The following is a 13861-nucleotide window of genomic DNA, read 5'->3' on the forward strand; positions in this document are numbered from 1 at the left end:
TCCACCTATTTACTGTCTGATATTTATTCAGTTCACCAAGTTAGACACACCTTAACAATGCCGTAATAGAGATGATTGACTGCATAAGATTACTGATCAATGCTGTGTATGCATACAGTTATTTTGTGAGGTAATTATGCCACGCACAGCAGATATACACACCGCCTTCGTTGCGGCCTCAGAGTCATTCCTTCCACCTTCTTCCAGTATTGTTGAAACGCAGCAAGGGTATGATGTCATTGAGAAAGAAATGCTGTTTAAGATAGGAGGTACCTTGCTCATCTGGTTTTGCGGACGCCAGCAGCATGCATATTGGGCCGGTGACGTGCTGATTACTGATGATGGTGAAGCCATCGAAGGCGAGGCGCTTGATGACGTTCGCTTGGTATGTGTGGTTACGCATACCATTCGCCCAGTTGTTTCAGACGAAAACCCTTTCATGTAGTATCCAAAATGAGCAGTCGACACTCTTCCTTTTGAAATTTACAAATACCAAAAAACGAATAGCGTTACAGGCTTACAAACGAAGCGGCTAATAAGTGGCCACACATAAACAAGCGACCATCTTGATCAATATCCCAGTTAAAACAACTGTATATAAAAACAGTATTTGAAGTGTGAATCAAGGAGTTCTTCAGACCAGCAGAGTTACGTGAAATTATTGCTATCCCTCTGTTCAGCGATTTAGTGCAATGCGGGTTCCCGAGCCCGGCCGCTGATTACGTTGAGCAGCGTATCGATCTCAATGAGTTGCTAGTGTCCCATCCCAGTTCGACGTATTTCGTAAAAGCTGCCGGAGACTCAATGATTGAGGTGGGGATCAGCGACGGCGATCTGCTGGTGGTGGACAGCTCACGCACAGCTGAGCACGGTGATATTGTCATTGCCGCGGTGGAAGGGGAGTTCACTGTTAAGCGATTGCAGCTGCGCCCGACCTTCCAGCTTATTCTGATGAACAGCGCTTACTCACCGATCATCGTCGGCAGCGAAGATACGCTTGATGTGTTCGGTGTCGTGACTTTCATCGTTAAATCGGCGAGCTGAATATGTTTGCACTCTGTGATGTGAATTCGTTCTAAGCATCATGCGAGACGGTGTTTCGACCTGATTTGAGGGGGCGGCCGATGGTCGTTATCTCGAACAATGACGGCTGTGTAATAGCACGCAGCGCCGAGGCCAAAGCCTCTGGTATTACTATAGGAGAGCCGTTCTTCAAGCAAAAAGAGTTGTTCCGGCGCGCTGGTGTTGTCTGCTTCAGCAGCAATTATGAGCTGTACGCAGACATGTCGAACCGGGTGATGAGGACACTCGAAGAAATGAGCCCTCGCGTCGAAATTTACAGCATAGACGAAGCCTTCTGCGACCTGTCAGGCGTAAGAAACTGCCGGGACCTGACTGAGTTCGGAAAAGAAATCCGCGAGACAATTTTACAGCGGACTCATCTTACTGTCGGCGTTGGCATAGCCCAGACCAAGACGCTGGCGAAGCTTGCTAACCATGTTGCGAAAAAATGGCAGCGGCAGACTGGCGGTGTGGTTGATCTCTCAAACGTTTAACGTCAGCGGAGGCTATTGGCGCTTGTTCCTGTGGAGGATGTCTGGGGCGTTGGTCGTCGCATCAGTAAGAAACTAAACACTATGGGCATCAAAACAGCAATGGACCTCTCAGAACAGAGTGCGTGGATTATCCCTAAATACTTCAACGTCGTGCTGGAGCGAACGGTGCGTGAGCTACGCGGCGAGCCATGCCTAGACTTGGAAGAGTTTGCGCCGGCAAAACAGGAAATCGTCTGTAGTCGTTCGTTCGGCGAACGCGTCACCGAGTATGAACAGATGCGCCAGACTATCTACAGTTATGCGGCCCGTGGTGCTGAAAAACTTCGTGGTGAGCATCAGTACTGCCGCTTTATCTCTGCGTTCGTGAAAACCTCTCCGTTTGCGCTGAACGAGCCATATTACGGCAACAGCGCATCGGTAAAGCTGCTGACCCCGACACATGATTCCCGCGACATCGTCAATGCTGCGGTAAAGTGCCTGGACAAAATTTGGAAGGATGGTCACCGCTATCAAAAGGCTGGCATTATGCTGGGCGACTTCTTCAGCCAGGGTGTAGCCCAACTCAACCTGTTTGATGAAAATGCGCCGCGTAACGATAGCGCATCTTTGATGAACGTTCTGGATCAACTCAATGCTAAGGGTGGCAGAGGTACGCTCTACTTTGCCGGTCAGGGCATTCAGCAGCAATGGAAAATGAAGCGTGAGATGTTATCGCCAAGGTATACGACAAGATATTCAGACCTACTGGTTGTTAGATAACTAAAGATCTAAATCTCCGGCGACAAGTCGCCGGATGCCATTATTTATTGTATGCCTGGTCGGCAGTATTACTGGCCTTTATTCTGTTCATAAATGGCCTTTCAATAAAATGAAAGGTTAATGATGATAGAATGCAAATCAAGACATAAGATACTGCGAATATAATAAATGTGTTTATATTTAAGTCTAAATTTCTTTCATTACTAAAGTAGATAACCATTGGGAAAAGAACCAATCCTTGCGTTAAATATAAACTATAACTTATTGCCCCAAGACGAATTGCCGCTTTGTTAATTAATACACCAAAAAAATTAGCTCCTGATACTACAGCGAAAAATATAACGCAGAGGAATATCTTTTCAGGAGAGCCGTATAAAGCTGGTTGGACTAACAAAGTAATTAATATCATAATCACTAATATGGTATTGGCAGATTTAGCGTTTAAGTGTATCTTATCTTTTAGAACGTTGCATAACATTCCAGCGAAAAAATACGACCATAAATATGCATCTTTAGTAAAGTCTGGAAGGAAATAAACAGAAAAAGCAAATACAGAAACAGTTAACTCAAATGACCATTTTTTAAACATGAAAAACAGGGGGAGTGAAAAGTAAAAGATCCATTCCCATCGGAGCGTCCAGGTAACGCCAGCTAATGCCATAAATGGAGGTGTAAACGCAGTAACAGCAGGTTTTGAATTCCACAACCCAGCATCAAACCAGGAGAGTGAAGCAGCCAGTATACTATGAGAAAATTCCTTTCTTTCTGTCAATAAAAACAGACTTGCCAGCGCAATAGCTGAGCAAAAAATAGATAAAGGTGCAATCCTATAAAATCTTTTTTTATATAAGTCAACCCAATCAATTTTATTGGATTTTCTTACTTTCCCCCAAAACAAAAAAGCTGTAATCATGAAAAATAAAGCCACACCATATTTACCCATATATAACAACCAATCTGAAGTCGGCATCCATTTGCCTTTTGTTATGTAGGTATAGGCGCAGTCAATATGGTGAAATATTACAAAAGAAGCAAGAATGAATCTCATGCCATCTAAACTATTGGCCCTTGCTGTATCTGTATCTTCATCTATAAACCTGAATAACGGCAAGCTAAATATTCCAATTGCGAGTGCTAAACAGGTCAAAACAAGGCAAAGCGAGAATAATAAATCCATCATCTAACCTTAAGGGTAAAAATAAATTAGTAATTGTTAATGCCTAATAAAAGGCATTCTATCACTGCATCATATGGTCGTCGAGGCTACGCAGGTTATTAATAATTATCTAATTTTTGGCAATCATTTCCGGCCCTTGATTCTTGACATTACCCACCGCACGTGTAATGGCGTGCCAGGCAAACTTGTCGGCTGGCACGGCGCCGTTGGCGGCTATCTCCTCAGCTTCTTTCCCTCCTACATCCTGACGCATCCACTCGCGCGCCGCTTCCGGCGACAAAACCAGTGGCCGGCGGTCGTGAATATCGACCAGACCTTTATCGGCTGCTGACGTTACTATCAGAAAGCCCTCTGCTTCATCGCCGCGCTTAAATGGCGCGCTGCAGATCGCAGCCATGAAAATGGGCTGGCCATCGGCCCGGTGAATGAAGTAGGGCTGTTTTTCGTTGCCTTCCTTCTTCCATTCGAACCATCCATCGGCGAAGCATATGACCCGGCCATGCTGCCAGAGAGGCTTAAACATTCGGCTGGTGGCCGCCGTCTCGACACGCGCGTTAATCAGTGGCGGTTTATCCCACCACCCGGGCGCGTAACCCCAGAATACCGGATTGAGGTGCAGTTGCTCATCGCGTTCGCTCAACAGCAGTACTTTTGTGCCGGGCGCGACGTAGTAGCGGCCAATTGGTTCCGGGTCGTAGGCGATGTCACGATCGGATTCGTCGGCCAGGTATGCCAGATAATCTTCACGGGTTTGGGCGTGTGCAAAACGTCCACACATAGTAACCTCCAGTCAGTCAGACTGAAAGTATAGGGCAGGGAGAAAAAGTCGCGCGCGCTGGTTAAGTCTTACAAACTGATTCGGGGCGATTATGCTGTTGGGGATGAAATGCGTAAAGCGGCGTGTTACGAAACTGGAAGGAGCTACGCAAAGTTGGGGAGATTTCGGATCGAAGCGATCCCGAAGTTCACCCGTCGCCCACTCGAAAAAGATGGCAACGGTTTGATCTTGAATGGATGTATTGGTAAGCATTGGAACCCGTATTTAACGGGTTGCTGATGTGTAAGTGTTTGAATAAAATCAAAAAAGGCTGGTTGTGGCGGAAACAGGAATCGTATTCGGTCTCTTTTTATCTATTCATTTTCAAGGGCTTACCGGGCTCAACACGAAATCCCCCGAAAATTACTCGAATATTCCATATCCTGTCTAAACCATAACATACTCTGCACCGCGTGCGTCCAGGTATTTTTTGGTCTTTGTTAAATTTTTGTGTCCCGGCAATCGTAATGCAAATTCTTCCCCCGCGGTGTTCCGGTGAGTAAAGCATGGAGTCAAAAGGGGCAGCCGGGTTCCTGCCAGTTACCCCTCGACGATCGCCTCCCTGATCGGACTGCTGCCTGGAGGGAATGCTCTGCTATAACAGGGAACGCATGTTGTTGACTGGTAATAATAACGCATATCATGAATAAGATTTTTTTATTCATGGTATTTGCGACAAAAGCCCTCTTTGTATTAAAAGATGAAATGCAGGCCCGCATAGACATATGACATTGCACAAAGAGGGCATATAATGACTGACGAGTGCTTATGCTCTCGTTAAATATTTATATGAATTACGATAATGTAATAGGATTTATCTGATTAAACCAAAACGTTTATAGCAAATGCGGCGATAGGTTCACCGTTGTCATTATAGAATGTGCTACTGCCGCTTTTAACTACCTCGCCACTTTTTATTACGCAATTGTACCCACTAAGTATAAAAGGAGTGAGACGATCTCTGTCTTTTAGGAGCATGCCTGCAAAACCATCATTGTTATCGGGAGCCTTCAATAATGAGTCACCTCTTTTTCTGGCCGTAATCTCTCCGTTAATAATTTTAATAACTGATGTATCGGGGTGAGTTAAATCATGTAAAACAACTTCGATATTTTTTGGTATCGCTTTTTCCATGGCATCCATTACTGACGATATAACAGATACCAGGTTTGATAGTAGCTCGTTATTTTTATCTTCAACAAAAACAGAGTGTTGTGTGGTTGGTGATTGCATGATCATACTTTGGCTCGTAGTTTTGGCGGTAAATTAACCAGTTATAACATTTAACGTAAATTATAATTTATTTAACGTTCAACCAACTTAATCATAAAGTGCATGTAAAATGAACCTTATGATCCGTAGAGATTAATTTTAAAATTCGCAATAATCAACAAAAAAATAAAAATGAGTTGATTTTTTGACTTTTTGTTTATTTATGAAATGTTTCAACTGTATCTATGTATGGGGGATTTGTTTGTGGTTTGTTTATTAACGGTGATGAAGGGTGCAATGGATGTTAGTAGAAGGCGCTTTTAATTTATCTGAAGTTATATCTATTATAATCTTCAATATTTTTGGTTCTAAGAGTTGGATAACACGGATGCGTCATTTTCAAATAATGCGACAGGAGGGAAATGAAAGCTACTTAGGCCAACCGTAAAATGGTCCTGCATCCATTTGAACAATTTTGACACAGAGCGATTATGTGCTCGTCTTACCAGGAGAACGTAAAGGTGAAACCCTGGAAATGACGTTTGCAGAGGAAGGGTATTGAATTAAGACTAAAGGACTGGACCTAGAGAAAACAGGAATCGAAGTCGTTTTTTTTTATCTGCATTAAAGCAAACGATATCATCCGCTTATTGCCTTCGCAGGAGGTTTACGTCCTGTTTGCCTTCCTCACCATTCACCACCCGACGGGTGAAAGTCCAGTCCTTTTGGGCTGCATTGTTAAATTTTTGTATCTACTTTTCCTCAGGCGGCAGCGGGCTAAAACCGCGAATCAACCGATGCCGCGATTTCATCAAGTAACGCGAAGCGGCGCCGGTATTCAGCGCGTTTTTTGCTGGCAATCTCCTCTAACGATTTACGTTCCATCCGCAGCGGCAGCTGCCAGCAGAATGGGGAGACCTTATTACCGTTCAGCCCTTCCCAGAACTCGTCATAGCTGGCGTGGAAATGGCGGCCTTTGCTCAGGCGATAGCGCAGCGCGCGGAACACATGTCCTTCATCGCTGACGGCAAAAATAGCGCTGATGTTTGAGCGTGCGGCAAGCTGGAAGACTACCTCCATCAGCACGCGCTTCGGGAAAAGACCGTGGCACGCGCGGGTGGCCTCTTTAATCACCTCACGCGGCACGTTGCGACGCGGACCCTGGAGCCCGCCGATCACCAGCACCGCGCGGCCGTTGCTGCGTGCGACGCAAAAGGTCAGGCTGGCGAGCAGCGTGTTGTCGCTGTCGTGCAGCCACAGCGTGCTTTCGCCTTCGCGCTCGGCTTTACCCGCGGACGAGGCATTGACGGTATACGTGACGCCGTTTTTAGCCTCAAACTGCACAACCGGCAGCTCCTGCGGGCTGGTCAGGGCGTGGGCAAGGGCGGTATTTTTCAGACTATCGATCCAGTCATAGTGGCTGACGATAGCATCCGCTCTGTCGTTTGAGTTCAGGCCGCGCATCAGATACTGGCGGTGGGTTTTGCTCGGCAGCGTAATTTGAGACGCTAGCAGTTTGTCAAAGTCGTCGCGTCCGGACAGCGCCTCCAGCATGCGATGGGTGGAGGACCAGAATAAAAGCGAGCGCAACAGGAACTTTAACCGGTATTCACGTTTCTGCCAGATAGGGCCAGGAACGCGTTTTCCCTTCACCAGTTCAGAAATAATATTTGTACGATGTGGGTAAAAAACATCGTTTTGCAGGTGTATGTTTGACACGTGAAAATCCCTCGTTTTATTCCGCACTATTTTAAAGGGCCGGGGATAAGGGATTAATAGCGCAGCGATCTTTATTTCCGGCTGGTTTACGATTCGTTTGGATTCGAGGCGTCTGACGTCAGCCCATGACATTTTCTGTTGCAGCTATACTTTTTACAGGAGGCGTTATGTATCGGAAAATTAGCGGGGATCGCTGGCGTCATGTCTGGGTTGTCAGCGACATTCATGGCTGCTATCAGGGGCTTATGGAGGAGCTGAAGCAGCGGCGTTTTAATCCTGACGCGGATCTGCTGATCTCGGTGGGGGATATTATCGACCGCGGGCCTGACAGCGTAAAATGTTTACAGCTGGTGCAGGAAAAATGGTTTTGCGCTGTTCGCGGCAACCACGAGCAAATGGCGCTGGATGCGCTTGAAAATAATAATATTACTCTCTGGTCGATAAATGGCGGTATTTGGTTTACCGCTCTTAAGGGTGACGAGCAAAAACAGGCGATGGCTTTACTCGACGCGTGTCGGGCCTTACCGCACGTCATTGAAATAACCTGCGCAAACGGGCTGAACGTTGTCGCCCATGCGGATTATCCATCAGCCGAATATGTCTGGAACAGGCCGGTGGATGCGCAGCGCGTGCTGTGGGATCGCGATCGCTTAACGGGGCTGATGGCGGGTAAAGGGCAGGGCATCAGCGGCGCGGATCACTTCTGGTTCGGGCATACGCCTTTAGACAAACGATATGACTTTAACAATCTGCACTATATCGATACGGGGGCGGTTTTTGGAGGCTTCCTGACGCTGGTGCAGCTTCAGTAATAAATAACCCGCCTTCGGGCGGGTTCTCTTTGGGTCAGGCAAGACGCAGGACCCAGGCATCGGTTTTACTGTCGTAATGCTCACGGTACAGAACGGAATGTTCCCCATCAAGAATAGCCGGGACGCTGGTATCCGCGTCCCAGGCATCCAGCTGCATGCACAAATCCGGGTCGGATTTGCAGGGAATACTTAACGTTCGATCGCCTTGTGCTTCGCCGCGCAGTTCAGCGTCGTCGATTTCAAAAGCGCCAATGCGTACGCTGGTTTTCGTCATAATGCTCTCCGGTTCGTTGCCCAAAATCTGGTATGACCAGTACAGCCACCCATCTTTGAGCCTAGACAAGGAGAGCGAAATCGCCAGTAAAAAAATGCGTTTTTTTCAGGCGGTGCGGCTGTTACCGGTAAACAGGCGGCCATCGCGTACCAGTTCACGTGGATAGCTGTTTTTCAGCCGCGAGCCAACTTTTTTTGCCAGCCCCAGCGGATAGCCCTGATACGTCACGATAACTTCATCCTGCGCCGGGCCGTTTTCCGGGTAAACGTCACGGCCGCGATACCACTCTTCCGCTTCCTGATGCGTCAGGGCGAAGGTGTTTTCAAGACCGGCCAGCGCAATAACCGCTTCATGCTGCCAGCGATAGCCCTTGTTGTGGATCTCCGCGAGGCGAATACCTAGGCGGGAGAAGCGCACCTTACCAATCAGCGGTTCGATATTCGCAGGGAACAGCCACAGCTCTTTGTCACGCATCCAGAGGCGCAGGCTCTCATCCCAGCGCAGGCCCACTTTGCCGGCAGCCGCCTCCGCCTGCGCCGCATCGCGTCCTTTGACCGGGGAGAACGGGAAGTTGCCGACCTTAAACTTAGGGGCAGGGAGAGGGTCAACGGCGCGGGTTTTGCGCAGACGCGCGACGAAAAAGCCTTCGCAGTCGTAAATCTGCGGGAAGACGTGCAGGAAGCCTTCAGGCGTGGCGGCCGCATTGGCCGAATCGAAGAGGGCGTCCAGCGGGAGAAACTCGACGGCATCCGCATAGTGTTGCTTCAGCCACAGGCAGACGTCCTCGTTTTCATCGCGGTTCAGCGTGCAGGTGGAGTAAACCAGCGTCCCGCCGGGGCGCAGGGCATGAAAGGCGCTGTCGATCAGTTCACGCTGCGTGGCGGCGATCTCCAGGTTGCTTTCAACGGACCAGTTTTTTAACGCATCGGGATCTTTACGCACCACGCCTTCGCCGGAGCAGGGGGCGTCCAGCAGGATGGCGTCAAAGGCCTCCGGCAGAGCGGCCCCAAACACGCGTCCGTCGAAGTGCGTCAGTGCCACGTTGTGGATCCCGCAGCGGCTGATATTGGCATGCAGGACTTTGACGCGGCTGGCGGAAAATTCGTTGGCGAGGATGGCGCCGCGGTTGTGCATCCGGGCGGCAATCTGGGTGGTTTTAGAGCCGGGCGCCGCGGCGACGTCCATTACCCGCTCAGGCTGATTGTCATCGGCAAACAGCGCGGCAACCGGCAGCATGGAGCTGGCTTCCTGAATATAAAACAGCCCGCTCAGGTGCTCGGCGGTGCTGCCGAGCGGCAGGCTCTCTTCATCATCCCGCTCGATCCAGAAACCCTCTTCACACCACGGGACCGGCGTTAGCTGCCAGCCGTAGGGGGAGACAAGATCCAGAAACGCCTCGACGCTGATTTTGAGCGTATTGACGCGAATGCTCCGGCGCAAGGGGCGCTGGCAGGCTGCGATAAAATCATCAAAAGAGAGATGAGCGGGAAGCGCCTCGCGCATCTGCGCCAGGAACTGTTCAGGAAGAAATACGGAGTTTTGAGCCACGGGCACACCACAGGGAAACATTCAGGCGAGCAGTGTAGCATAAAGGCTCCGGCGCGTTGACACCGGAGCCTGTGAGATTAACGCGGCAGCGCCGTTCCCCATTCACGCCACTCTTTCGGTTCACTTTCCAGCAGCAGGAAGTGTTTACCCGCCTGCGCCTTAGGCGCCAGAGGCGTGCCCGGCGGCGTGGCAAAGGCAATGCCCCCGCGAATGAACTGGTTGAAGGTGCCGGTTTTCACCACCCCGCCGGTCAGGCCGAAGTCCAGCGAGTAGCCTGAAGCCAGCCAGAACACCGAGTTGTTGCGCACGAGGTGCTGATAACGCTGGCTGATGCGCAGGCCGACCATCACGCGGTCGGACAGGTTCCCCAGCGTCAGGCTCGTTACCGTTCCCACCTCGATACCGCGGAACAGCACCGGCGTGCCAATGCCCAGCGAACCCGCCTCCGGCACTTCAACCACAATGCTCAGGCCGTCCAGGTAACGGGAATCGGTAATGGTCGCTTCCTGCAGTTCAAATTCGCGACGCGTATTGCCGCGACCCGGTTCAACGTTGATGTACGGCTGGAGAATGGTGTCGAGGTGCTCTACGCCGGCGGCAGAGATTTGCGGCGTAACCACCGAGAAGCGAGAGCCTGCACGGGCAAACGTCTGCACGTATTCCGGATAAAGCACGGCGGTGGCCTGGACTTCGTTGCGCGCGGTGATCAGCTTCAGCTTCTGCACCTGCCCGATATCGATGCCCAGATAGCGGATTGGCATCCCTTCCGCCAGCTTGCCGGCATCAAAGGTGTGCAGCGTGATCTGCCCGCCGACGGCGCGCGCAGCGGTTTCAGACGGGAAGAGGATCCGCTTGTCGCCTTTACGCATATTGCCGCCCGCGCCGCTCAGGTTATCAAAGCTGATAGCCCCGCGCAGGGCACGGGAGAGGGGAGAGGCCTGCACGGTCAGCCCGCTGCCGTTGAGCTGTACCTTCGCGCCGCCCTCTGCCCAGAACACGCTGTTTGGCGTGAGCAGCTTGCGGTATTCCGGCTTAATGTGCAGTTCGATATCAAACGCGTCCGCGCGAGGGCGAACGGTGATCACTTCCCCGACCTCAAATTTACGATACAGCACGACCGAGCCCGCCTGTACGTCCGGCAGCGTTTCAGCGCTCAGGGTCAGGGTGGTGGTCGGCAGGTCGCCCAGGCTGTTTTCGATCGCCTTATCCAGATTGGCAAACAGCGGATAGCTTTCGCGCAGCGCGCCTTTGCTGCCCGGCAGAATGCGGATCCCGCCGTTTACCCACTCGCTGGCGCTGGCTCCCAGGAACTCAACGCCGTCCAGGCCCACCTTCACGTCGACGCGGCTGTTAACCACGAATTTGCTGTCGCCGTGAACCAGGTTGCCGTACTGCGGATCGATGGCGGCGGAGAAGGAGACCCCTTTTTCCGACAGCTTGCGCTCCAGAACCTGGCCTACCTGCACGCCGTGCAGGATCAGCGGTTGCCCGGCCTCGATACCATAGCTCTCCGGGGCGTTAAGCGTTACGGTCAGCACGCCTGGCTTTTGCAGCAGGGCTTTATCCGCCGGCGCGATAACAAAGTTTTTGTTCGGAGGACCTTCACCCGGGATCAGCTCGAAGGTACTGCCCGTCAGCAGGGTGCTGATGCTGGCGTCGCTGAGCGACAGCTTCGGATTACGCAGCTCAATGCGCGTTTTCTCCCGCAGGAGATCGACCACGCTTGGATCCACGGTCATTTCACCGGTAACGGAGCCGCCCGCGTTGAGGGTTAATTTTGTCAGCTGACCGACCTCTAGCCCCTGGTACATGAGCGGAGTCGAGCCGGCCTTCAGCCCTTTAGCATCCGGCAGGGTCAGCTTGACGATAACGCCGCGCTGGCTGTGCGCCAGGTCCGCGTACAGGCCAAACGTATCTTCTGCGGCGGCCGGGCTTGAGCCTTCCGGAGAATCGAAGGCGATAGCGCCATTTACCAGCGCCGCCAGGCTTTCGAGCTTCACCTTCGCACCGCTCAGGCTCAGGTCGGCATCAACGCCCGAAACGTTCCAGAAGCGGCTGCCTTTTTTCACCAGGCTGGTAAAGCGCCGCTCAATGAGCACGTCAATGGTCACGCCATCTTTGTTTGGGTTGATGGCGTAATCGTAGACGCGGCCGACTGGAATTTTACGGAAATAGACCAGTGAGCCGCTGTTCAGTGAGCCAAGATCCGGCGCGCGGAGATGAATCATCAAATCCCCGTTATTGAGCCGGTATTTCGGCTGCGTATCCAGCGCAACAAAGTGATCCTGCGGCTCACCTTTGCCGGGCATCATGCCGATATAGTTACCGCCAACGAGGGCATCCAGCCCCGAAACGCCGGCCAGAGAGGCTTTAGGCGTCACGAGCCAGAACTGCGTTTCGGCGCGCAGGGCGTCCTGCATGTCGGACTTAATGCTTGCCCGTACCTGGATTTTGTTCAGTCCTTTGCCCAGGGAAATATCCTGTACGGTCCCCACTTCCACCCCCTGGAAGCGAACGGGAGTCCGTCCGGCGACTATGCCGTCCGCAGACTGGAAGTCAATGGTGATGGTGCTTCCGCGATCTTCATAGCTCGTCCAGATAAGCCAGCCTGCAATCAGCAGCGCGATAACAGGCAGCAGCCAGAATGGCGAAATGCGGCGTTTTGTTTTAATTCTCGCTTCAGTCGGCGAAGCGGGCGTTTCCTGACTCATGTGCGTCCCAAAGTAAGCGGCTGTCCAGCCATTCCACTGCAAGAATAGTCAATATCACCGCAGAGCCGAAATAAAAAGCTGCGGGTCCCATGGTAAAAGCAAGTAGCTGATCGCGATTGATGAGCGACATCATTAACGAAATCACGAACAGATCCAACATCGACCAGCGACCTATCCAGGTCACGAATCGCAGAAGCAGGATGCGGGTGCGAAGTCCTTGTTCGCACTTAAAGTGGATGCTGATGAGCAGCGTGAACATCACCACCACTTTAGTAAACGGCACCAGGATACTGGCGATAAAAACGATGGCGGCAACCCCCACGTTGCTGTGTGCAAGGGAGATAATCCCGGAAAGGATCGTGTCTTCCTGGCGGGCGCCGTTCACGTATATCACGGAGATCGGCAGCATGTTTGCCGGGAACAAAAATACCAGGGAAGCGATTAACGCCGCCCAGCATTTTTGCAGGCTATTGTTGCGCCGTAATCTTAACGGTATATGGCAACGCGGGCACCGTCCACGCCCATCCGGCAGGCCGGTGTAGTGGCATCCCAGGCAGACGCGCAGGTTTTCATCCGGCCGGGTGGCGGGGCGCTGGGGGTAAAATCGCTCCCAGAGCTGTTCAACGTTCAGATGGATCATGGTCAGAATGCTCAGCAGCACCAGCGAAATAAACGCGAAAAGGCCAATGCCGGGCTGCAAAAACGCATAGTCCTGCACCTTGATGGAGGCGACGCCGACGCCGACCAGATAGATATCCAGCATCACCCACTCCTTGAGCTTGTCCAGCATGAGCAGGACCGGGCGCAGGTTCATCCCCAGGATGTTGCCAAACCACAGGTAGGCAATCGCCGCGACCAGCACCAGCGGCGCGCCGACGACGCAGAACAGCACCATCGCGCCGGTGAGCGGATCGCCCTCGCGCGTCATCTGCCAGATCCCCTGCAATACGTTGGCGTCGATTCGCACGCCCAGGAGATAGAGCTTCAGCAGCGGCTCGGTCCAGGCAAAGGGCATCAGCAGCAGCATCGTCACCGCCATTGCCGCCAGACGCGTTAATGACCAGTCTCGTCCGTCGCGGATTTTGGCATCGCAGCGCGGGCAAAAGGCGCTTTGATGCGATTTCATCTTCGGCAACATAAAAAGCGTATCGCACTGGGGGCAACGCTGATAATGTGCACGAGGCAAAGGCTGGCTTACCGTATGGACAACGATCTTGCTTGTCGGCGTAATTTTGGGTGTTTTTATGGCCATGAGTCGCGCACAGATTAGTATTGT

The 13861-nt window shown here is 51.7% G+C and carries 11 protein-coding genes and 1 pseudogene; 4 read left to right on the forward strand and 8 right to left on the reverse strand.

The genetic code is table 11. The annotated features are described in order from the left end of the window. Window positions 1-136 precede the first annotated feature (136 nt). From MOQ06_RS08230 to MOQ06_RS08240, 3 genes and pseudogenes are all read left to right on the forward strand, one after another. Window positions 137-445, forward strand: coding sequence for a hypothetical protein (locus MOQ06_RS08230; protein WP_242172320.1), 309 nt, complete (start codon window positions 137-139; stop codon window positions 443-445). 176 nt (window positions 446-621) lie between these two features. After that, window positions 622-1044, forward strand: a complete 423-nt coding sequence (locus MOQ06_RS08235; protein ID WP_242173231.1) for a translesion error-prone DNA polymerase V autoproteolytic subunit — start codon at window positions 622-624, stop codon at window positions 1042-1044. Between the two features lie 2 nt (window positions 1045-1046). Further along, window positions 1047-2315: pseudogene (locus MOQ06_RS08240) on the forward strand (Y-family DNA polymerase). 40 nt (window positions 2316-2355) lie between these two features. Here MOQ06_RS08240 and MOQ06_RS08245 read toward each other — a convergent pair. The 4 genes from MOQ06_RS08245 to MOQ06_RS08260 all read right to left on the reverse strand — a co-directional run bounded on the left by MOQ06_RS08245 (window position 2356) and on the right by MOQ06_RS08260 (window position 7240). Further along, window positions 2356-3495 (reverse strand): acyltransferase, encoded by a 1140-nt coding sequence (locus MOQ06_RS08245; protein ID WP_242172322.1) that lies wholly within the window; start codon window positions 3493-3495, stop codon window positions 2356-2358. 106 nt (window positions 3496-3601) lie between these two features. After that, complete coding sequence (locus MOQ06_RS08250) at window positions 3602-4270, reverse strand: SOS response-associated peptidase (RefSeq protein ID WP_242172323.1); 669 nt, start codon at window positions 4268-4270, stop codon at window positions 3602-3604. An 861-nt stretch (window positions 4271-5131) separates the two neighbouring features. Continuing rightward, window positions 5132-5542, reverse strand: a complete 411-nt coding sequence (locus MOQ06_RS08255; protein WP_242172325.1) for a PAS domain-containing protein — start codon at window positions 5540-5542, stop codon at window positions 5132-5134. Window positions 5543-6298: 756 nt separating this feature from the next. Beyond that, the gene (locus tag MOQ06_RS08260; RefSeq protein WP_176610047.1) at window positions 6299-7240 is read right to left on the reverse strand and encodes a VirK/YbjX family protein; all 942 of its coding nucleotides are present in this window, start codon (window positions 7238-7240) and stop codon (window positions 6299-6301) included. A 167-nt stretch (window positions 7241-7407) separates the two neighbouring features. Between MOQ06_RS08260 and pphA the strand changes: the two genes are divergently transcribed. Further along, window positions 7408-8052 (forward strand): protein-serine/threonine phosphatase, encoded by a 645-nt coding sequence (gene pphA, locus MOQ06_RS08265; RefSeq protein ID WP_176610048.1) that lies wholly within the window; start codon window positions 7408-7410, stop codon window positions 8050-8052. A gap of 34 nt (window positions 8053-8086) precedes the next feature. Here pphA and MOQ06_RS08270 read toward each other — a convergent pair whose 3' ends face one another. The 4 genes from MOQ06_RS08270 to yebS form a co-directional block, all read right to left on the reverse strand. Then, entirely contained in the window at window positions 8087-8326 is a 240-nt protein-coding gene (locus MOQ06_RS08270) for a YebV family protein (RefSeq protein WP_006176013.1), read from the reverse strand. A gap of 105 nt (window positions 8327-8431) precedes the next feature. Beyond that, window positions 8432-9880: a 16S rRNA (cytosine(1407)-C(5))-methyltransferase RsmF gene (rsmF, locus tag MOQ06_RS08275; protein ID WP_242172326.1), complete on the reverse strand. Its 1449-nt coding sequence runs from the start codon at window positions 9878-9880 to the stop codon at window positions 8432-8434. Between the two features lie 71 nt (window positions 9881-9951). Continuing rightward, window positions 9952-12585 (reverse strand): PqiB family protein, encoded by a 2634-nt coding sequence (locus MOQ06_RS08280; RefSeq protein ID WP_242172327.1) that lies wholly within the window; start codon window positions 12583-12585, stop codon window positions 9952-9954. Next, window positions 12554-13837, reverse strand: a complete 1284-nt coding sequence (gene yebS, locus MOQ06_RS08285; protein ID WP_148418053.1) for a membrane integrity lipid transport subunit YebS — start codon at window positions 13835-13837, stop codon at window positions 12554-12556. Before yebS ends, MOQ06_RS08280 begins: the two co-directional genes overlap by 32 nt. Between the last annotated feature and the right edge of the window lie 24 nt (window positions 13838-13861).

It is taken from the genome of Enterobacter sp. I4 (assembly GCF_022669095.1).
Classification (GTDB): Bacteria; Pseudomonadota; Gammaproteobacteria; order Enterobacterales; family Enterobacteriaceae; genus Enterobacter; species Enterobacter pasteurii.

Excerpts from the sequence above, each read along its gene's own strand:
- MOQ06_RS08230 (WP_242172320.1), top strand. The coding sequence starts at position 137 with ATGCCACGCACAGCAGATATACACACCGCCTTCGTTGCGGCCTCAGAG.
- MOQ06_RS08245 (WP_242172322.1), bottom strand. The coding sequence starts at position 3,495 with ATGATGGATTTATTATTCTCGCTTTGCCTTGTTTTGACCTGTTTAGCA.
- MOQ06_RS08250 (WP_242172323.1), bottom strand. The coding sequence starts at position 4,270 with ATGTGTGGACGTTTTGCACACGCCCAAACCCGTGAAGATTATCTGGCA.
- MOQ06_RS08255 (WP_242172325.1), bottom strand. The coding sequence starts at position 5,542 with ATGCAATCACCAACCACACAACACTCTGTTTTTGTTGAAGATAAAAAT.
- pphA (WP_176610048.1), top strand. The coding sequence starts at position 7,408 with ATGTATCGGAAAATTAGCGGGGATCGCTGGCGTCATGTCTGGGTTGTC.
- MOQ06_RS08270 (WP_006176013.1), bottom strand. The coding sequence starts at position 8,326 with ATGACGAAAACCAGCGTACGCATTGGCGCTTTTGAAATCGACGACGCT.
- MOQ06_RS08280 (WP_242172327.1), bottom strand. The coding sequence starts at position 12,585 with ATGAGTCAGGAAACGCCCGCTTCGCCGACTGAAGCGAGAATTAAAACA.
- yebS (WP_148418053.1), bottom strand. The coding sequence starts at position 13,837 with ATGGCCATAAAAACACCCAAAATTACGCCGACAAGCAAGATCGTTGTC.